Here is a 20,419-nt window from a genome sequence, read left to right on the forward strand (position 1 = left end):
AATGTCTGATTCTATTCAAACCATCCCTGATACCTTGCCTTTGTTGCGAGATCGTATCGACTCGATAGATTCACAAATTCAGGCGCTGATTAATGAGCGCGCACGCTGTGCTCAGAAAGTAGCAGAAGTGAAACTGCTTGAGCAAGGCGAAGAGGGCGTGGTGTTTTATCGCCCAGAGCGCGAGGCGCAAGTGTTGCGTCGAGTAATGGAGCGCAATGAAGGGCCGCTTGGGAACGAAGAAATGGCGAAAATCTTTCGTCAAATCATGTCCTCTTGTTTGGCGCTTGAGAGGCCAATGCGTATTGCGTTTCTCGGACCTGAAGGAACATTTACTCAACAGGCTGCCTTAAAGCATTTTGGGGCGTCCATTATCAGTTCTCCTATGGCGGCCATCGATGAGGTGTTTCGCGAGGTAGAGTCTGGGGCGGCGCATTATGGTGTGGTGCCTGTTGAGAACTCCACAGAAGGTGTCGTGAATCATACATTAGACAGTTTTCGCGATACCCACTTAAAAATTTGTGGGGAAGTTGAGGAACGTATCCATCATCATTTGTTGGTGAGCCCGAATATTGATCCTGCAGATGTGACGCACATTTACTCTCATCAACAATCATTGGCGCAATGTCGTGCTTGGTTGGATCGATACTGGCCACATGCTGAGCGTATTGCGGTCTCGTCTAATGCGGAGGCGGCGCGTCTTGCCTCAGAGGCTGGTATGTCCGGTAAAGCAATTGCGGCCATCGCTGGTGAAATTGCCTGTGAGCTTTATGGGTTGGTAAAAGTCTCTGCCAATATAGAGGATCGACCTGATAACACCACGCGCTTTTTGGTGGTAGGTAAACAGGATGTGGCGCCAAGTGGCTGTGATAAAACATCTTTGCTCATCAGTGCCAAAAATGAACCGGGGGCTTTGTATCATTTGTTAGCCGCTTTTGATCGCAATGGTGTGGACATGACACGGCTGGAGACGAGGCCATCTCTTGTGAGTCGCTGGGATTATGTTTTTTATATCGACTTTGTTGGTCATCATCAAGATAAAGCTTGTCAGTCTGTGATTGAAGAGTTAAAGGCTAGGGCCTCGGAAGTCAGGGTGCTGGGGTCTTATCCAGTCGCCGTGCTGTGAGCTTGATAATGTGGCGAATACCGTTAGGTATAAGGGTCTTATAAGCGTGTTGGATATGGATACAAAAGAAGTGCCCTTGTTTGGGAATGTGTTGGTCGTTGGTCTCGGCATGATTGGCGGTTCTTTCGCTAAAGCACTGAAAGAACGAGGTTTGGCGACTTTGTATGGGGCCGATAGACGTGAGTCTGAGCTGGTGCTTGGCGTTTCAGCAGGGGTTATTGATCATCCGGCAAAACTTACTGCCGAGTTCATTGTAAAAATGGATGTTATCATACTGGCTACGCCTGTGAGGGCGATGGAGTCAGTCTTGTCTGAGATAAAGCCTTATTTAAAACCAACCACTTTATTGACCGATGTTGGGTCGACAAAGGGTAGTGTTGTGGAGGCCGCTAAGCGAGTATTTGGCAATATGCCAGCAAACTTTATTCCTGGACATCCGATTGCTGGTGCGGAAAAAAGTGGTGTGTTGGCGGCCAATTCGCACTTGTTTGAAAAGCATATGGCGATTGTGACTCCGCTGCCAGCCAGTGATCCTGTGTTGGTGGATCGTTTGCATCAGTTGTGGATGGCTGTTGGTGCGGAGGTTGTGAGCATGGATGTGGAACATCACGACTATGTGCTTGCGTCCTCTAGTCACTTGCCTCACCTTTTGGCTTATACTTTGGTTGATGCATTGGCGAACAGTGATCGTAGCCAAGATGTGTTTAAATTCGCGGCGGGTGGTTTTCGTGACTTTACGCGTATCGCCTCGAGTGATCCTGTCATGTGGCGCGACGTCTTTCTTTCGAATAAAAAAGCGACGTTAGCGACGTTAGATCATTTTACTGAGCGTCTAGCCGTGATGAGAGAAGCCATAGAGCAAGGTGATGGGGCTGGCATGTTTGGTGTATTTACACGGGCTAAGTCTGCCAGGGATCACTTTTTGCGTTTGTTGGAGCACCGAACTTCTGGACGCTCTCAAGAAATAAAGCCTATTTCGCTCAATGTGTCTCCTGTTTCTTCGATAAAGGGAGAAATTTCTTTGCTGGGTGACAAATTTTTGTCACATAAGGCGATTACCCTAGCCTGCCTGTCAGAAGGGATCAGTGTATTACAGAATGTTGATTTGAGCGGTGATGTATTAATTACCTTACAAGCTTTTCGAGACATGGGGGTCGTGATTGAGCAAGTGTCTGCGAGTCAATTGCGGGTTCATGGTGTTGGTCTCAAGGGCTTAAAGGCACCCATTGCTCCGATTAATGTCCATGAGTCGATCATGAGTTTGCATCTTTTGTTGCCAGTTTTAGCGGCTCAGAGCTTTTCTTCTAAGGTGATTGCTGAAGGTGTATTACTCAATCGACCTATGGGGAACTTGTTTGGTTTAGTGCGTTCTATGGGAAGTCGTCTAACGCCAAGTGCGGCTTATTGTTTGCCTGTCGTGCTTGAGCCTAGTGCATTGGATGGCAGAATCTTGATTACCCCATATGGGGAAGAATTATTGGATACGACGGCATTGCTGGCGTTGCTCTTTTTACCTGAAGAGGCTAGGTTGCAAGGTTGTTCGACGTTAGATGTCAATCGAGATGTGTTTGCGAGTTTTTCCATTCAGTTGCAGAGTCAGGAGGGCGGGGTTGCTCGCTCTGGCTTAACGCCAAAGGCCGGTGAGATTGTTTTGCCTGGTGATGCAATGAAAGCCGCTTGGTGGATGTTGTTGGCGAGTTTGTCTCCAGGGTCAAAGCTGACATTAAAAAATGTATTTTGCGAGCGATTGGCAAAGGCTTATTGGCCGATACTGGCGGTAGCAGGGGCAAACTTTTCTGTGCAGAGAAGTAAAGAGGGAGGCTTTGATATTGGAGAATTGATGGTCTCCTTTGCTCAATTGTCTCCTTTGATGCTTAATGCAGAGCAGGTGTATGAGGTGCGCGATATGTTGCCTTTGTTGTGTGTTGTCGCTGCCTGCTCTAATGGCACTAGTTCTCTAAGTGGTATCAATTTATTGCCTTATTATCATGAGGATAGAGTGCAGTGTTTAGTGGATGCACTTGTGCAAGTGGGTATTGAATGTGAATACCATTCAGGACATTTGAAAATTGTTGGTGGTCTTCCTACTGGCGGCGAAATGGATTGTGCCGGTGATTACCATCTTGCGCTAGCGATGTTAGCCATTGCTGTGCGAGGCTCTGGATCAACAAAAGTAGATGATTGCCAAAAAATATTAAACGAGTTTACAGAATTACAAGAGGTAGCAGCGCGAGTAGGTTTTCACTGCACTGTTGCTCAATAGCATTGAAAGAGGAAGATTTATGATTAACCAAGCCCCAGTCATCGCGATTGATGGTCCAAGTGGTGCTGGCAAGGGAACTGTTAGCCAGTTAGTCGCAGAGAAGCTGGGATGGCATTTGCTTGATAGCGGTGCCTTGTATCGATTGTTGGCGTTGGCTGTTTCCCATCATGGAATGTCTGTAGATGAGGTTGATACGCTAAAAGTGTTGGCCGAACATCTCGATATTCAGTTCCAGCAAGGTGATGATGAGGGAAAGGTTGAGATTGTGTTGGAAGGTGAGGTCGTCACACAAGCAATTCGAACGGAAGATGTGGGAAATGATGCTTCGAAATTGGCTGCTATTCCGGAAGTTAGAGAAGGTTTGCTGTTGCGACAACGAGCGTTTGCGCAAGCCCCTGGTCTGGTGGCGGATGGGCGTGATATGGGGACGGTTGTTTTCCCCAATGCACCCATTAAGATTTTTTTAACAGCGTCCGCTGAAGAGCGTGCACAAAGACGTTTACAGCAATTGCAGCAAAAAGGCGAAACTGTTAATCTTAGCGAATTAGTTCAATCGATTAAAGAAAGAGATGAGCGCGATGCCAATAGGGCCATTGCGCCTCTGGTGCCAGCTGCTGGCGCTTTAGTGATTGATAGCACAGAATTAACAATAGAACAGGTTGTCGAGATGGTTTTTGCTGAAGCAGTGAAGGCGGGTCTCGCATAACCTGTTCTTTTGTGCGTGTACTGTTTTTTACAAGAATGTGCTAGAATAGATTGGATTTTATACAAGTCGATAGGAGACCAGCATACTTCTGTCGCAACATTCATAAAAATTGACCCGTATTTGCTGGTGGTACGGATAAGGCTAAGATTTCTTGGCCAACTATATAGGAAATACAATGACTCAAAGCTTCGCAGAACTGTTTGAAGAAAGCCTAAAAAGCGTCGAAATGGCGCCTGGCTCAATTGTTACTGGTATTGTTGTTGATATCGACAGCGAATGGGTAACTGTTCATGCAGGTCTTAAATCTGAAGGCGTAATTCCTCGTTCTCAGTTCCTAACGGAAAGTGGTGAGTTCAACCTTAACATCGGTGACGAAGTTAAAGTTGCGCTAGATGCTGTTGAAGATGGTTTCGGTGAGACTAAATTGTCTCGTGAAAAAGCGAAACGTGCTGAAACGTGGGCGGTTCTTGAAAAAGCTTACGAAGAAGGTGCCATCGTCAATGGTGTTATCAATGGTAAAGTTAAAGGTGGCTTCACTGTTGATATCGCTAACATCCGTGCTTTCCTACCAGGTTCATTGGTAGATGTTCGCCCAATCCGCGATACATCTCACTTGGAAGGTGTGGATCTAGAGTTCAAACTTATCAAGCTTGATCAAAAACGTAACAACGTTGTTGTTTCTCGTCGTGCCGTTATGGAAGCGACTAACAGCGCTGAGCGTGAAACACTTCTTGCTTCTCTTGAAGAAGGTCAAGAAGTTAAAGGTATCGTTAAGAACCTTACAGATTACGGTGCGTTCGTTGATCTTGGTGGTGTTGATGGTCTTCTACACATCACTGATATGGCTTGGAAACGCATTAAGCACCCAAGCGAAATCATTGCTGTTGGTGATGAAATCGATGTTAAAGTCCTTAAATTTGACCGCGAGCGTAACCGTGTGTCTTTAGGTCTTAAACAATTGGGTGAAGATCCATGGGTTGCTATCAAAGCACGTTACCCAGAAGGTACTAAAGTTACCGCTAAAGTAACTAACTTGACTGATTACGGCTGCTTCGCTGAGCTTGAAGAAGGTGTAGAAGGTCTTGTTCACGTATCTGAAATGGATTGGACGAACAAAAACATTCACCCATCTAAAGTGGTTCAGATTGGTGATGAAGTAGAAGTAATGATCCTTGATATCGACGAAGAACGCCGTCGTATCTCTTTGGGTATCAAGCAATGCACTATGAACCCATGGGAAGAGTTTGCTACGTCTTTCAACAAAGGCGACAAGATTTCTGGCGCAATCAAGTCTATCACTGACTTTGGTGTGTTCATCGGTCTTGATGGCGGTATCGATGGTCTTGTTCACCTATCTGACCTATCTTGGGATGAAGCTGGTGAAGAAGCGGTTCGTCAATACAAGAAAGGTGATGTGCTTGAAACTGTTGTATTGTCTATCGATGCTGAACGCGAGCGTATTTCTCTTGGCGTTAAACAGCTAGAAGAAGACCCATTTGTTGCTTTCGTTGCTGAAAACGATAAAGGTGCTATCGTCAATGGTAATGTTGCATCTGTTGATGCTAAAGGTGCGGTTGTCACTCTAGCTGAAGGTGTTGAGGCGACGTTGAAAGTATCTGAAATCAGCCGTGAGCGTATTGAAGATGCAACAACAGCATTGAAAGAAGGCGATAAAGTTGAGGCGGCGATCATCAATGTTGATCGTAAGGCTCGTACTATTGCGATTTCTATCAAGCAGAAAGATGCAACTGAAGAAAAAGCAGCACTTAAGTCTCACTCAGAGAAACAACAAGTTGAAGCAAATGGTCCAACCACTATCGGTGATTTGATCAAAGCGCAACTAGAAAACCAAAACTAAGATCTTAAATAAGTAAAATCTTAGTGAATAAAAAACGGGCTTCGGCCCGTTTTTTTTATCAAAATTTTTGGTCAATTTTGCGTTAACACATTGACAGGAAAACTATACACAAAACATGTGGATAACTATGGGTATAGTCTGTTTCTTGGCTGGCTACCTTAAGCTGGCAAGTAGTTTTTGCATATCTTGTTCGTCCCACTCTTCCTTTTCAACGAGTTTTTTAAACTCTTCGCTGTGTTGGGTTCTGTGTAAGTTTTTCTGAAATTTGGCAAAATGCATTTCTTTGATCAGTTTTTCATCCTGTTCTGAGCGATACAGCTTTGGTTCTTGAGGAGAGGAATCCGATTGAGCATCAGAGAGGTTCATCTTGTTGATTGCTTTGTAAGTCTTTAAGAAATCTTTCTTATTCATAGCGCTCTCCGCTCGTCTTTCAATCAATTGCATGCCCATCGGTTACTTATTGTGAAGTATTCGTGTGGCCATTTTCTCGTATAGGTGTTCTCTCAATTTGTTTCCACATTCTCTAGATAGAGGATTTCCATATGATCATCACGAGCGCACCATTTCACGTTGATATCCCAAACAGTTGTACCGTGTTCTCGATCTACTTGCCCCACCAGATAGGAAGGGCGAGGGTCTTGTTGGACAATTTGTTTAATTAAAGAGGCAATGTCTCGATTATGCAATGCTTTATAGTCTTGGCATTGTTGATTTGCTAATGGTGAAAAGCGAACGTCCATCACAGGAGAAGGGGATGGGGCAAACCCGCCTTGCGCATTAGCTAAGCTATCGGCATAGGGAAGGTAGGGTTTTATATCGATAATGGGTGTGCCGTCTAATAGATCAGCGCCGTGTAAATCAATAAAGACTTTTTTCTCCTCTTGGTAAATTTTGCCCAGCTTAATCACCGATAGACCTATAGGGTTTGGTCTATGGGTTGATCGGGTGGCAAACACGCCCAGTTTTTCTTTGCCTCCAAGTCGAGGAGGGCGAACCTTGGCCTTCCATTTTTCATTTAAGCAGGCATGAAAAATAAATTGAACCCATATATGGGAAAATTGCTCTAACCCATCTAGTGTATCGAGTCGATTATAAGGGGCTATCAGTTCAATGCGGGCAGTGGCTTCGGAGACGAGCCCTGGCTGGCGGGGAATACCAAATTTCTCTTTATAACAAGAATGAGTAATACCAATGGTAGAAAAGGTGAAATTACGAAATGAAGACACTTTGGTTTCCTTTTTCCCTTAATTCTGAGCAAAATCAATAAAAATATTGTGATAGTATACTGTCAAGGTTAAGCCGACGTGATACTTTTGCGATTTTCATTTTATGTTTACTGGATTAGAGTTCAAATAATGTCTTTAGAATCTTATATGAATCAAATTGGTCAGCAAGCGAGAGCCGCCTCTCGTCTACTTGCTAAAGCTTCCACTACGCAAAAAAACGACGCTTTGCGCGCCATGGCAGAAGCACTGGAAGATGCACGACCTCGATTGATAGAAGAAAATGCTAAAGACATGGCTAATGGCCAGGAAAAAGGGCTTGATGCCGCATTATTGGATCGTCTGTTACTAAACGATGCTCGTATCGATGGGATGATTGAAGGGCTTAAGCAGGTCGCGGCGTTACCTGATCCCGTTGGTGAAATCACAGACATGGTGTATCGGCCATCTGGTATTCAGGTTGGCAAAATGCGCGTGCCTTTAGGGGTGATTGGTATCATTTATGAGTCTCGACCTAATGTGACGATTGATGCGGCAAGTTTATGTTTGAAGTCTGGTAATGCAACTATTTTACGGGGTGGTTCGGAAGCCTTCCATTCTAATCAAGCGATTGCGCGGGCAGTGAGTATGGGGCTAAAAAAATCGGGTTTACCAGAAGAAGCCGTGCAGGTGTTAAATACGGTAGACCGTGATGCCGTTGGTAAGCTCATTACGATGGCTGAATATGTGGATGTGATTGTACCTCGTGGCGGCAAGAACTTAATCAAGCGCATTAGTCAGGATGCCCGGGTCCCTGTAATCAAACACCTTGATGGTAATTGTCATGTTTATATTGATGATGAAGCGGATCTTGATAAGGCGTTTACTATCTGCATGAATGCTAAAACTCGTCGTTACGGTGTCTGTGGTGCGATGGAGTCTTTGCTCATCCATAAGGGTGTGGCGAAAGAAATTTTGCCTCGTCTCGTCGCTGCTTATCAAGAAAAAGGGGTTGAATTATTCGGGTGTGATGGCTCTCAAGCCATTTCGCCTTCTGTAATACCAGCCACAGAAGAGGACTGGTATACGGAGTATTTAGCGCCTAAGTTATCCGTTAAGTTAGTGGATGACATTGATGAGGCTATTTTGCACATCAATAAATATGGATCCCATCATACGGATGCAATCGTTTCCAACAGTTATACCAAAACTCGCGCTTTCATGGCAGGAGTGGATTCTTCATCAGTAATGGTCAATGCATCAACCCAATTTGCTGATGGGTTTGAATATGGGCTTGGTGCCGAAATTGGTATCTCAACCGATAAAATACACGTACGTGGGCCTGTGGGCTTGATGGGACTAACCAGCCAAAAATACATTGTATTGGGCGATGGTCATACCCGTGATAATTAATTCAGTGACGCGTTCATCCTTAAAAGAAAGAAAGCATCCTTCTGGTACGGCGATTATGGGGGGGACTTTTGATCCCATCCATAATGGTCATTTGCGTGCAGCCGTGGAAATTGTGGACCGCTTTGCTTTTAGAGCCTTACGACTGATTCCTTGCTATCAGCCTGTGCATAAAGGTCAACCCAGTGTAACCGCACAGCAGCGTCTTGATATGGTTGAAAAAGCGATTTCTTGTGATGAGCGGCTATTAGTGGATTCACGCGAGATTTTGCGTAAAGGCCCGAGTTATTCGATTGATACCTTAAAAGAAATTCGTCAAGAGGTTGGGCCGGACGAACCGCTTATTATGGTATTGGGCATGGACAGTTTTTTGTCATTGCCAACTTGGCATAATTGGCAGGCGCTAATTGAGTGTGCGCACCTTCTTGTGGTGTCCCGCCCAGGGTGGGAACCTGATTTTATTTCAGAGTTGCAGACATTCTGCGAAAATTGTCGTGCCACCTCAGCTCATGAGTTACAATGCGCGCCCTCAGGTTTTGTCTGGTTCGAAATGTTGCCGTCTCTAGAGATCTCTTCTAGCATGATAAGGGCGCTTTGCAAAAAGCAAGAGTCCATTGCCTATTTATTACCCGAACCTGTACAGAACTACATTAAGCAAAATAATTTATATCTATAGGAAAATGTAAAAATATGAGTCAACCTAACTTCACAGCGGATCAAATCTTAGCTTTTGCGGTCGAAGCACTAGAGGATGTAAAAGGGGACAAGATTACTGTGTTGAACGTAGCGAATCATACTGACATGATGGATTACATGGTCATTTGTACTGGTACTTCCAAACGTCATGTGAATGCACTTGGACAAAATGTATTTGAGCACCTTAAGGCACAGGGCCTTCAGCCTCTTGGCTCAGAAGGTCGAGGTATGGGAAGTGACTGGGTTTTGGTTGATCTGCATGATGTTGTTGTGCACGTGATGACGGAAGAGGCTCGAGCTTTCTATGATCTTGAAAAATTATGGGATATCAAACCAGAAGTAATGTAAGGCACCTGTAATGCGCGTTCGACTGATTGCTGTAGGTAATAAAATGCCCCAATGGGTGACAACAGGGTACGACGAATATGCTAAACGTCTACCTAAGGATTTTGCTCTAGAGTTATTGGAAATTCCTATGTCGCCTCGCGGCAAAAACACAGATATCTCCAAGGCGATTCGTAAGGAAGGCGACGCGATGCTCGAGGCGATTCCATCAGGTGATAAGGTTATCGCGTTGGAAGTGTTGGGAAAAGAATGGTCTACGGAGCAACTTGCTGAACAAACAGAACAATGGCGCATGGACGGCTATAATGTAAGTTTGCTCGTCGGTGGCCCTGATGGCCTAGATCCAAGGTGTACGGGACGGGCCGATCAGGTATGGTCGCTGTCTCGTTTAACATTGCCTCATCCAATGGTAAGGATTCTTTTAGCCGAGCAGATCTATCGTGCTTGGACTTTGATGAACAATCATCCATACCACCGCTAAAGGGGCGTTAGGTGAGTCATCGACATCAAAACTTTCGTAATTATCGTCAAGAGAGACAGGTCACTCGAAATCGCATCATCGCCTCGGCTGTTTTTGTTCTACTTCTCGTCAGCGTTTTGCTGGGGCGTTTGTTTTATTTACAAATACTGCAACATAAGGTTTATGAGACTAAAGCTGATGATAACCGAGTATTACTGCTTTCTATTCCGCCCACTCGTGGTTTGATTTATGACCGTAATGGTGTTGTCTTAGCCGACAATCGGCCGATACACAGTTTAACGGTTGTCCCCGAACGCATTAAAAGTGTTGCTTGGTTAAAAAAACAGCTTGCAGGCGTTATTGATATCACTCCTGACGAATGGCATGACTTTGAACAAAAACTCAAAGAGTATCGCCGTCCCTACCAACCAATCACTCTAAAGTCGCAGTTAACGGATGCCCAGTGGGCACGTGTTGCTGTGGATTTATATAAATTAGATGGTGTGCAAGTCGAGGCTCAGTTGACGCGATACTATCCCTATGGAAAAGCGTTCGCTCATGCCATTGGTTATGTTGGTCGCATCACTGAAAAAGATCTAGATCGAGTGGATAAACAAGCCTATCAAGGGGCTCTTTTCATCGGTAAAACTGGGGTGGAAGGGTATTATGAGCATGTTCTATTTGGTAAGCCTGGTATTAGTAAGGTCGAAGTCAACGCCCGTGGACGTATTATGGAGGAGCTTGGCAGGACACCGCCAGTACCCGGCAAAAGCATCCATTTGTATTTGGATGCTCGGCTACAGCAATACGCTTATGATTTGCTAGGAAATTATAAAGGTTCTGTGGTCGCTATTGATCCTAACACAGGGGGAATTTTAGCCCTCGTCTCTAAGCCTGGATTTAATCCGAATTTATTCGTCCGAGGCATTTCAAGTAAAGACTATGCCGCTTTGCGTAATTCGAAAGAACTACCATTGTTTAATCGAGCATTGCGTGGAGGGTACCCGCCCGCTTCGACGATTAAACCCTATATGGCCCTAGCAGGCCTTCAATACGGCTATTCTTCATGGACTGAACGCTATTTTGCTAAAGGGTATTATCAAATTAACCCTGGTGGGCGTAAGTACCGTGACTGGAAACGTGGTGGACATGGCTGGATTAACCTTCAGCGTGCCATTATCGAGTCGGTGGATACCTATTTCTATCAACTAGCGGATAAGATGGGGATCACACCTATTCATGACTTTTTATCTCGTTTTGGTTTTGGCAAAAGCTATTTGCTGGATCTATATGGTGCAAGCGATGGCATATTGCCTTCTAAAGCGTGGAAAAGAGCCAAATACAATCAGCCTTGGTATACAGGCGATTCGGTGAACGTGGGTATTGGGCAAGGCTATATGGTGGCTACGCCTATGCAAATGGCAACGGCCGTATCCATTATTGCGGCACGTGGACATTATTATTACCCACGTATGGTGAAGGATATTGGAGATAAGCCAGCGACCTTTGACGGTAAAGGTGGAGTGCATAACCTGATTTTGAAGGATCAAAGCAATTGGGACAAAATTATCACCGCTATGCATAAGGTGATTACCGACCCCAAAGGTACAGGGCGTCGTATAGATGGGACTGATTATACCATTGCCGGTAAAACGGGGACTGGGCAGGTATTCAGCTTGCAAGATGGCCAAGAATATGAAGCCAATAAACTGGCTAAGCGATTGCATGACCATGCTTTGTTTATTGCTTTTGCGCCTATTGATAAACCCAAAATTGCGATATTTGCGATTTTTGAAAACGGTGGTAGTGCAGCAAAGCCTGCCGAATTAACCAAAAAATTATTTGATGCTTACATTGATGGAAAATATCCCAAGCGTTATGACTATTTAAAAGGTAATAGCAAGTGAGAGATAGTTTTTTTGAAAGGGTGGTGGCGTTTACTAATGCTCGCCTGTGGAAATTAATCCATCTGGATATCTTGTTACTCGGCGCCTTGCTGTTATTGATGGCGGGTGGCTTGATTGTACTTTATTCAGCATCAGGTGAAAATATCGGCATGGTAGAGCGGCAAGGTGTGCGTTTTATCATTGGTATGGGGGTGTGTTTAGGGCTTGCTCAGCTTCCTCCAAAATACATGCGTCGTGCCTCGCCTGCGCTATTTGCTTTTATAGTGGTGTTATTAATTGCGGTATTACTGTTTGGTATTGGTGCTAAGGGGGCTCAGCGTTGGTTAGGCTTACCTGGTGGGCTGCGTTTTCAGCCTTCGGAATTGATGAAAATTGTTATGCCCATGACGATAGCTTGGTACTTCTCTGATCGACAATTACCGCCTAGGTATAATGAAGTCTTAGTGGTGCTTGGTTTGATCATAGTCCCCGTTTTGATGATTGCCAAACAGCCTGATTTAGGGACGGCATTGCTGGTGGCTGTGTCGGGGATTTTTGTTTTGTTTTTAGCCGGACTGGGGTGGCGTTACATTCTGGGAGCGGCTGTTTTAGCTCCCATTGCGGGTTATGTGCTATGGCATTTCATGCATGATTATCAACGACAACGAGTGTTAACGCTGCTGGATCCTGAAAGTGATCCCCTAGGTGCAGGTTGGAATATAATTCAATCCAAAACGGCCATCGGTTCGGGAGGGCTATATGGCAAAGGATGGATGGAAGGCACCCAAGCGCAACTCAATTTTTTACCCGAAAGCCATACGGATTTTATTATCGCGGTATTAGCAGAGGAATTTGGCTTGATTGGTTGTTGTTTGCTGTTATTTGGCTACCTATTAGTTATTTCCCGTGGCTTATATATTGCTGCGAATGCAGAAGATAATTACGCGCGTTTGTTAGCAGGCAGTCTAACTTTGACGTTTTTTGTTTATGTTTTTGTAAATATTGGCATGGTCTCAGGCATTTTGCCTGTGGTTGGGGTACCCTTGCCACTCGTGAGTTACGGAGGGACGTCTATTATTACGATCATGGCAACCTTTGGAATTCTGATGTCAGTGCAAACACATAAAAGAGCGAGATGATGATAAAACTAGCATTAGGGATGTTACTAGTGCTTGGTCTGTCTGGGTGCAGTACCATGAGCCAAAGCAAAGAAACACTGCAGGAAGGTAATCGACTGGGGGTCAGTAACACGCTGTTGAAAGATGCCCCAGACTCTTATAAAGACTCCTACGCCGCAGACCCAGAAGTACAGGCATTTATTCAGCAGATGGTGCGGGAAGATCACTATAACAAAGCAACGTTAGAGTTGGCTTTTTCGCGGATTAAGCCTCGTGAAACGGTTATCACTAAATCCAATAATCAGCCTGAAGTGATCACACCTTTTTATGATTATCGGAAAAATTTCCTGACTAAAAAACGCATAGAGGAAGGGCGGGCATTTGCCAAGAAAAATCACTATTGGCTGGAAAAAGCGCAGCAAGAATATGGCGTCGATTGGCATGTAATTGTTGCGTTAATAGGTGTTGAAACCTATTACGGCCGCATTACTGGGGGAAAGGATGTTTTTACTTCCCTCGCGACGTTGGCGTTTAATTATCCCCGTCGCCAAGACTACTTTCAAAAGGAATTACGGGCTTATTTGCTACTTGCTCGCAAGGAAGGTTGGAAAATTGGGGGAACAGACGGTTCTTACTCTGGCGCTATGGGCATGGTGCAGTTTATGCCGACCAATTACCAAAAATTAGCCGTAGACTTTGATGGTGATGGTCATGTGGATCTTTGGAACTCCGATGCGGATGCCATTGGTAGTGTCGCAAATTATATGAAGCATCATGGCTGGGAATACGGTAAGCCTTGTTTGGTTTTAGCACAGGTAAAAGATGCTAAGAAAATCTCTGATTGGGTGAATTTTCAACGTAAGCCAGTGAAGACAGCAGAAGAATGGTCTAAGTTGGGCGTCTTGCCTAGCCAGCCATTTCTACCTGAAAAAATGGGGCTGATCGGATTGCATACAGCAAAAAATGAAACCACCTACTGGTTGGCCTATGAGAACTTCTACACAATAATGGATTACAACCCAAGCAGACGCTACGCGATGGCTGTGCTTGAGCTTGCAAAGAGTATCGATAGTAATGAAGCTCACTAGCCTCTTAGTGCTCTCCATAATGTCCCTGTTGTCTTTGAGTGGCTGCGTGAGTAACGCTTCAAAGCCACTTGATTATGACCGAGCATCTGGAGGAGGGCGCTATAGCCTTTTGCAAGATAAAGCACCCGATCATGATGTAAAAGTGGATCACCTACCTGATTTGGTGCCCAAATGGGAGCCAAGAAGTGTTGGTGGTAATAAAAGCCCTTACGAAGTTTGGGGGAAAAAGTATTGGGTGATGAAGTCGGCAAAAGGTTATGTCGCTGAGGGAATAGCGTCTTGGTATGGTCTGAAGTTTCACGGTCATACCACTTCAAATGGGGAAAAATATGATATGTATGCCTTCTCTGCCGCTCATAAAACCCTACCAATACCAACTTATTTGAAGGTAACAAACTTAGGAAATGGTCGCACTGTGATTGTTCGAGTGAACGACAGAGGACCGTTTCATGGTAATCGATTGATCGATTTATCTTACGCCGCAGCGGTAAGGTTAGGGTTTCAAAAAAAGGGGCTTGCTCATGTGCGTATTCAGGCTATTACGGTCCCTAAAGGCGGCACTTATAACCCAGGTTTGGATACGGCGGGGTCTTCTAAAAAAGAAGTAAATCCCCCTATAGTATTGGCTTCAGAGCCCGCTAAAGAGGATCAGAGATCCGCTGAGAAAAGCTTAACTTTCACCCACTTACAAGCCGGTGCTTTCTCAACAAAAGAAGCGGCTGAGCGCTTAAAAAATAGGTTGGTTCAGGTATTTGATACACAGATTAAAGTAGCAATAATCAAACAAAGTGATGGGTTGTATAAGGTGTTTTTAGGACCTTATTCGAACGATGAAGCGTTGGCGTTGTGGCAGAAAAAATTACTGGATGCAGGCTTTACAAAACCCATACGTGTTGCTCTGATTCCGTAAAGACGGTGTTGGCGTACTAGAGATTCCAAATTGCCTCTAGTATCATTTGTAAACTTTTCCAATGAGACGATGTTGTACAGTATGAAGCGATTCCTAATATTCTTATCCGTATTTCTAGGTTTAACGGCCACTGCACTTCGCGCAGAACCTACTTTTATCCCAGCGCCACCTGAAATAGCAGCTAAAAGTTATATATTAATGGATGCTAAAACGGGCGATATCATTGTTCAGCACAATGCTGACGAGAAATTGCCTCCAGCCAGTTTGACAAAGCTAATGACGGCGTATGTCACTGAGTACGAATTGGCCCGAGGTGATATTTCACTTGATGATAAAGTGAGAATCAGTGAGAAAGCTTGGCGTATGGGGGGGTCTCGAACCTTTCTTCGTGAAGGCAGTGTCGTACCACTAAGAACCTTGATTCAAGGAATGATTGTGCAGTCAGGTAACGACGCCACGGTTGCCATCGCAGAACATGTTGCTGGTAGCGAGTCTGCTTTTGTGGATTTGATGAATCAGCATGCTAAATTGCTTGGTATGAAGGACTCGCACTTCTCTGATGCAACAGGCTATCCTATCCCTGATCATTACTCTAGTGCCCATGACATTGCGATTGTGGCCAGAGCAATCATTAATGATTACCCACAGAATTATCATTTCTATAAAGAGAAATATTTCACTTATAATGGCATCCGTCAGCCAAATCGTAACCGCCTATTATGGCGTGATCCTTCAGTAGATGGCTTGAAAACGGGTCATACTGAAGCGGCTGGTTATTGTTTAGCGGCTTCTGCTCTTCGTAATGGTACGCGTTTGATTTCTGTCGTTATGGGCACGAAAACAGATGAGGCACGTGCGACTCAGTCACAAAAACTATTGGATTACGGTTTCCGTTATTATCAAACCCGTAAGCTGTATAGTAAAGGTCAGGTTATTGCTAATGCTACCGTTTGGGGCGGCGCTAAGAATAGCGTGAAAGTTGGTTTTACGGATGATGTGCTTGTGACATTACCACGCCAAGACGCTGAATCAATTCCTGCTAAACTGCAGTTGAAACCTGTGATTGAAGCCCCTATTAAGGTGGGTGATGTCTTGGGTAAAATTATCGTTGGTACTGACGGTAATACGATTCTTGAGCGTAATGTTGTTGCTCTTGAGCCGGTTAAACAAGGTGGTTTCTTCAAACGTATGTTTGATAAAATCAAACTGTTTTTTATGAATTTGTTTTAGGCCCTAACGGCCAAGTGGAATATTAATGGCTTTAATTACGAAAAATGGCGATCAAGCCGCCAACGGGGTGGATGCACCAAAAATTGAATTTCCTTGTGAAAATTATGTAATCAAGGTGGTATCCATTGACGTTGAGGGTGGACACGCTGAAATTGTTGAGCGATTGAAGGTGCATGCACCAGAGTTGGATCCTAAGGCAACTGGGATAAATCGTTCAAGCAAGGGGCGTTTCGTTAGTTATAGCTTTCGTATTCTAGCAACAGGTGAAGAGCAGCTATCTGCTCTTCACGCTGATTTAATGGATATTGAATTTGTTAAGATGGTTATGTAATGGATCAAGACTTAATTGCTCGTGATCTAGGAACCGTCGCTTACGAAGAAACTTGGGAAAAAATGAAACACTTTACCCAAGTCCGTACCAAAGAAGATCAAGATGAGCTCTGGTTGTTAGAGCATCCTTCTCTTTTCACTCAGGGACAAGCCGGTAAACAAGAACATTTGTTGGCACCTGGCGACATTCCTGTCATTCAAGTAGATAGAGGAGGGCAAGTCACTTATCATGGGCCCGGTCAGCTAGTCGTTTATGTTATGATAGATCTCAAACGCCTAGGTATAGGGGTTAGAGATTTGGTGAGTGCGCTTGAAAATGCCATTGTTAATGTATTGAGCTATCATAATATACAGGCTTACCCCAAGCCGGATGCGCCTGGTGTTTATGTTGATGAGAAAAAAATCGCTTCACTCGGCTTACGGATACGGAGAGGTTGTTCTTTTCATGGTTTGGCGCTCAATGTTGATATGGATCTGACACCATTCAACCGTATTAATCCTTGTGGCTATCAAGGACTTCAGATGGTTGATATGGCCCGTCTCACTAATGATATTGATTTTTCACAAGTTAAAACTCAGTTAGCTAATGCGCTGGCTGGGCAGCTCGGATATGCCAATCCGACGATCCAAAAAGGGTGGAAATAGAATGACTGCAGAACGCAAACGCGTCGTCCAGGGCGAGAAACTTCGTGGCGCTGATAAAATGGCGCGTATTCCTGTAAAAGTTATCCCAACTGAAGAGATTCCACGTAAGCCAGACTGGTTGCGTGTACGTATGCCTGCTTCGCCTGAGATCGCTCGCATTAAGTCAACACTGCGTGAACATAAGTTAGCGTCTGTTTGTGAAGAGGCTAATTGCCCTAATTTGGGTGAATGTTTTAGCAATGGTACAGCTACTTTCATGATTATGGGGGAGATTTGTACCCGACGTTGTCCTTTCTGTGATGTGGCACATGGACGTCCTAATCCATTGAGCCCAGATGAGCCGAAAGAACTAGCGATTGCTATTCGTGATATGAAATTGAAGTATGTGGTCATTACATCAGTGGATCGTGATGATCTGCGCGATGGTGGGGCTCAGCACTTCGTTGACTGTATTCGTGAAACCCGCGCGTTAAGCCCTACTATCGAGATCGAAACCCTCGTGCCAGATTTCCGAGGACGTATGGAGGCGGCATTAGATATTCTCGAAGTGGCACCGCCAGATGTGTTTAATCACAATTTGGAATCGATTCCTCGTCTTTACCGTCAAGTTCGTCCAGGTTCAGATTATCAGTGGTCTCTGGATTTATTGAAAAAATTCAAGGAGCGTTGCCCTGATGTACCTACCAAGTCTGGTTTGATGGTGGGAATGGGAGAGACGTTCGAAGAAATTGTTGATGTGCTCAAAGATTTGCGTGCCCATAATGTTGATATGTTGACCATCGGTCAATATCTACAGCCGTCTAAGCATCACTTCCCAATGGCTCGTTTTGTACCTCCTGAAGAGTTTGCACGTTATGAAGAAGTGGCAAAAGAGCTGGGCTTTAAACACGCAGCTTGTGGCCCCCTTGTACGTTCATCTTACCATGCGGATAAGCAAGCCCATGGCGAGCACGTGTCCTAGGTCATTTTAACGGGTCAACGAAGCGGTGTTAGGATTGGGTTCCTAACCCCGCTTTTTTATTATTTGTACAAACTAGCATGTCTTTGCTTGCTGGTTTTACGAGTTATTAACAATACTGTGCTAAGTTAGATTAAAAACTTGGTACCGTTACACGGTTTATTTAGTAGGAGGCAAAATGACGCCTTGGTCAGTCAAAGATTCGCTTGAGCTTTATAACGTTAATCACTGGAGTGCGGGCTTTTTCTCAATTAATGAAGAGGGTCGTACAATTGCATTACCTGATCGAGAAAAAAGTATAGATCTGACCGAATTGGCGAAACAACTTAAAAGCCAAGGCATTCCTTATCCTTGTTTGGTTCGTTTCCCTAATATTTTGCATTCTCGAATTGAAAAAATTACTGATTCGTTTTGTCAGGCAATTGAGTATTATGACTATCAGGCGAATTACGCCATTGTTTACCCGATTAAAGTTAACCAACAGCGCCGTGTGGTGGAGGAGATTGCGGGGTGTCAGCCTGATAATTCTTCCACGGTGGGGTTAGAAGCAGGAAGTAAGCCGGAATTGATGGCAGTGTTAGCAATGCATCAAAATCCTAATGGCATCATTGTGTGTAATGGTTATAAAGACCGCGAGTTCATTCATCTTGCTCTGATGGCTGAAAAAATGGGCCATCAAGTCTTTATCGTGGTTGAAAAATTACATGAATTGGATTGGATTTTGGAAGAAGCCCATAAAATTGGGGTGAAGCCTCGCATTGGTATTCGTATCCGTTTAGCCTCTACTTGTACTACTCACTGGGGTAACAGTGGAGGGGAAAAATCCAAATTCGGTTTGACCACTTCGCAGTTGCTACGTGCTGTTGATCGTTTACGAGATTTAGGCTTGCTGGATTGCCTGGAGTTAATTCATTTTCATCTAGGCTCTCAAATTACCCGTATTCGTGATATTCAAAACAGTCTAAAAGAGTGTGCTCGCTACTATTCTGAACTTCACCAGATGGGAGTGCCTGTGAAGTGGGTGGATGTTGGCGGTGGTTTGGGTGTGGATTACGAAGGAACTCGTAGCCAGAATGCTTATTCAGCGAACTACAGTATCAGTGAGTATGCTAACAATGTCGTGTTTGCGTTTCACAATGTGTGTGAACAATATGATTTGCCTCACCCAAATTTGATTTCTGAATCTGGTCGTGCAGTAACCGCCCATCATGCCATGATGATTGCCGATGTGTTTTCTTACGGTGCAGAGCTTTTACCCATTGAAGCACCCAATGAAGATGCTGTATTGGAAATACAACGATTGTGGAGCTGCTATCAGAGTTTAAAGGGGGGAGACGAAGTCGACACCCGTTCTTTAGTGGAAATTTATCATGATTTGTTGGACGACTTTAACGATAGTCTGACGCTCTATAATCATGGCCAGCTAAACCTAGAGCAGCGGGCCCAAGCGGAAAATCTGTTTCTTGCAGCCTGTCGGAATTTATTACCGAAGCTAGATAATCGTAATCGCAGTCATCGTCCTGTGATGGACGAACTAAATGAGCGTCTTGCAGAAAAACTGTTTGTTAATTTGTCCGTATTTCAATCCATGCCGGATGCTTGGGGCATCGATCAGTTATTCCCTGTATTGCCGCTACAAGGGTTGGACCAAGCGCCGTCTTTCCGAGGGAAAATTCAAGATGTCACCTGTGACTCTGATGGGTGTCTGTATCAGTATGTGGATGGACAAGGCATTGAGTCTTCTTTACCTTTACCGCCGCCGCCAAAAGACGGTGATTACTTAATGGGATTCTTCTTGGTAGGCGCGTACCAAGAAACCTTAGGAGACTTGCATAATTTATTCGGAGATACACCGTCGGTAGATGTATACTTGACCGATGATGGCTTCAGGATTGATCATGTCTTAATGGGTGATAGTGTTCAGGATGTGCTGAAATACGTCAGTTACGATGAAAAAGCATTAACGTCAAGATACGCTGATAAAGTGGCCGCTAGTTCTCTGTCTGATGAGGATCAGCAAAATTTGATTAATATCTATAAAAAGGTATTGCAAGGCTCAACCTATTTAGTCTAACGATCTTTGAACGCTAACGTGCAACGCCAGAAATGCGTACATACTCATGCTCACTCCTGTTATCGCCAAATTGGTAAGATGGGGTGAGCATTTTTTATTGGCGCTCTGTTTTTAATA

At 44.5% G+C, this 20,419-nt stretch carries 19 protein-coding genes; 17 read left to right on the forward strand and 2 right to left on the reverse strand.

Going from position 1 to position 20,419, the window contains the following annotated elements:
* The first annotated feature begins 1 nt into the window (after position 1).
* From pheA to rpsA, 4 genes are all read left to right on the forward strand, one after another.
* Positions 2 to 1,123, forward strand: a complete 1,122-nt coding sequence (pheA, locus tag AC0VYI_RS09115; protein WP_475448850.1) for a prephenate dehydratase — start codon at positions 2 to 4, stop codon at positions 1,121 to 1,123.
* A 55-nt stretch (positions 1,124 to 1,178) separates the two neighbouring features.
* Positions 1,179 to 3,386 (forward strand): prephenate dehydrogenase/arogenate dehydrogenase family protein, encoded by a 2,208-nt coding sequence (locus tag AC0VYI_RS09120; RefSeq protein ID WP_475448852.1) that lies wholly within the window; start codon positions 1,179 to 1,181, stop codon positions 3,384 to 3,386.
* Between the two features lie 19 nt (positions 3,387 to 3,405).
* Positions 3,406 to 4,092: a (d)CMP kinase gene (gene cmk / locus AC0VYI_RS09125; protein WP_199475988.1), complete on the forward strand. Its 687-nt coding sequence runs from the start codon at positions 3,406 to 3,408 to the stop codon at positions 4,090 to 4,092.
* A gap of 175 nt (positions 4,093 to 4,267) precedes the next feature.
* A complete protein-coding gene (gene rpsA / locus AC0VYI_RS09130; protein ID WP_475448854.1) occupies positions 4,268 to 5,950 on the forward strand; it encodes a 30S ribosomal protein S1 in 1,683 nt (560 codons plus the stop codon).
* Positions 5,951 to 6,103: 153 nt separating this feature from the next.
* On the opposite strand, the gene AC0VYI_RS09135 is transcribed toward rpsA, so the two are convergent.
* Entirely contained in the window at positions 6,104 to 6,361 is a 258-nt protein-coding gene (locus tag AC0VYI_RS09135) for a hypothetical protein (protein ID WP_199475990.1), read from the reverse strand.
* A gap of 92 nt (positions 6,362 to 6,453) precedes the next feature.
* Positions 6,454 to 7,176: a tRNA (N6-threonylcarbamoyladenosine(37)-N6)-methyltransferase TrmO gene (gene tsaA / locus AC0VYI_RS09140; RefSeq protein ID WP_475448856.1), complete on the reverse strand. Its 723-nt coding sequence runs from the start codon at positions 7,174 to 7,176 to the stop codon at positions 6,454 to 6,456.
* A 129-nt stretch (positions 7,177 to 7,305) separates the two neighbouring features.
* Here tsaA and AC0VYI_RS09145 point away from each other — a divergent pair, with 129 nt between their 5' ends.
* The 13 genes from AC0VYI_RS09145 to speA all read left to right on the forward strand — a co-directional run bounded on the left by AC0VYI_RS09145 (position 7,306) and on the right by speA (position 20,302).
* Positions 7,306 to 8,565 carry a glutamate-5-semialdehyde dehydrogenase gene (locus AC0VYI_RS09145; protein ID WP_475448858.1) on the forward strand — a complete coding sequence of 420 codons (1,260 nt, stop codon included), beginning with the start codon at positions 7,306 to 7,308 and terminating at the stop codon, positions 8,563 to 8,565.
* Positions 8,555 to 9,238: a nicotinate-nucleotide adenylyltransferase gene (gene nadD / locus AC0VYI_RS09150; RefSeq protein WP_475448859.1), complete on the forward strand. Its 684-nt coding sequence runs from the start codon at positions 8,555 to 8,557 to the stop codon at positions 9,236 to 9,238. Before AC0VYI_RS09145 ends, nadD begins: the two co-directional genes overlap by 11 nt.
* Before the next feature lie 14 nt (positions 9,239 to 9,252).
* On the forward strand, positions 9,253 to 9,606 hold the full coding sequence (gene rsfS / locus AC0VYI_RS09155; RefSeq protein WP_199475993.1) for a ribosome silencing factor: 354 nt from the start codon (positions 9,253 to 9,255) through the stop codon (positions 9,604 to 9,606).
* 10 nt (positions 9,607 to 9,616) lie between these two features.
* Positions 9,617 to 10,084, forward strand: a complete 468-nt coding sequence (gene rlmH, locus AC0VYI_RS09160) for a 23S rRNA (pseudouridine(1915)-N(3))-methyltransferase RlmH (RefSeq protein ID WP_199475994.1) — start codon at positions 9,617 to 9,619, stop codon at positions 10,082 to 10,084.
* An 11-nt stretch (positions 10,085 to 10,095) separates the two neighbouring features.
* Positions 10,096 to 11,970 carry a penicillin-binding protein 2 gene (gene mrdA, locus AC0VYI_RS09165; protein ID WP_199475995.1) on the forward strand — a complete coding sequence of 625 codons (1,875 nt, stop codon included), beginning with the start codon at positions 10,096 to 10,098 and terminating at the stop codon, positions 11,968 to 11,970.
* Complete coding sequence (rodA, locus tag AC0VYI_RS09170; RefSeq protein WP_199475996.1) at positions 11,967 to 13,088, forward strand: rod shape-determining protein RodA; 1,122 nt, start codon at positions 11,967 to 11,969, stop codon at positions 13,086 to 13,088. The genes mrdA and rodA overlap by 4 nt, the downstream gene beginning before the upstream one ends.
* On the forward strand, positions 13,085 to 14,155 hold the full coding sequence (gene mltB / locus AC0VYI_RS09175) for a lytic murein transglycosylase B (protein ID WP_233407704.1): 1,071 nt from the start codon (positions 13,085 to 13,087) through the stop codon (positions 14,153 to 14,155). Before rodA ends, mltB begins: the two co-directional genes overlap by 4 nt.
* 46 nt (positions 14,156 to 14,201) lie before the next feature.
* Entirely contained in the window at positions 14,202 to 15,065 is an 864-nt protein-coding gene (locus AC0VYI_RS09180) for a septal ring lytic transglycosylase RlpA family protein (protein ID WP_475448861.1), read from the forward strand.
* Between the two features lie 81 nt (positions 15,066 to 15,146).
* A complete protein-coding gene (locus tag AC0VYI_RS09185) occupies positions 15,147 to 16,295 on the forward strand; it encodes a D-alanyl-D-alanine carboxypeptidase family protein (RefSeq protein WP_199475998.1) in 1,149 nt (382 codons plus the stop codon).
* A 25-nt stretch (positions 16,296 to 16,320) separates the two neighbouring features.
* Complete coding sequence (locus AC0VYI_RS09190; RefSeq protein ID WP_475448863.1) at positions 16,321 to 16,626, forward strand: YbeD family protein; 306 nt, start codon at positions 16,321 to 16,323, stop codon at positions 16,624 to 16,626.
* The gene (lipB, locus tag AC0VYI_RS09195; protein ID WP_199476000.1) at positions 16,626 to 17,270 is read left to right on the forward strand and encodes a lipoyl(octanoyl) transferase LipB; all 645 of its coding nucleotides are present in this window, start codon (positions 16,626 to 16,628) and stop codon (positions 17,268 to 17,270) included. Before AC0VYI_RS09190 ends, lipB begins: the two co-directional genes overlap by 1 nt.
* A gap of 1 nt (position 17,271) precedes the next feature.
* The gene (gene lipA, locus AC0VYI_RS09200; RefSeq protein WP_199476001.1) at positions 17,272 to 18,231 is read left to right on the forward strand and encodes a lipoyl synthase; all 960 of its coding nucleotides are present in this window, start codon (positions 17,272 to 17,274) and stop codon (positions 18,229 to 18,231) included.
* A 175-nt stretch (positions 18,232 to 18,406) separates the two neighbouring features.
* A complete protein-coding gene (gene speA, locus AC0VYI_RS09205; protein WP_475448865.1) occupies positions 18,407 to 20,302 on the forward strand; it encodes a biosynthetic arginine decarboxylase in 1,896 nt (631 codons plus the stop codon).
* The last annotated feature ends 117 nt before the right edge of the window (positions 20,303 to 20,419 follow it).

This window comes from Marinomonas sp. 63XJN7_9_ISO-PGPR-S23-217 (assembly GCF_056173515.1).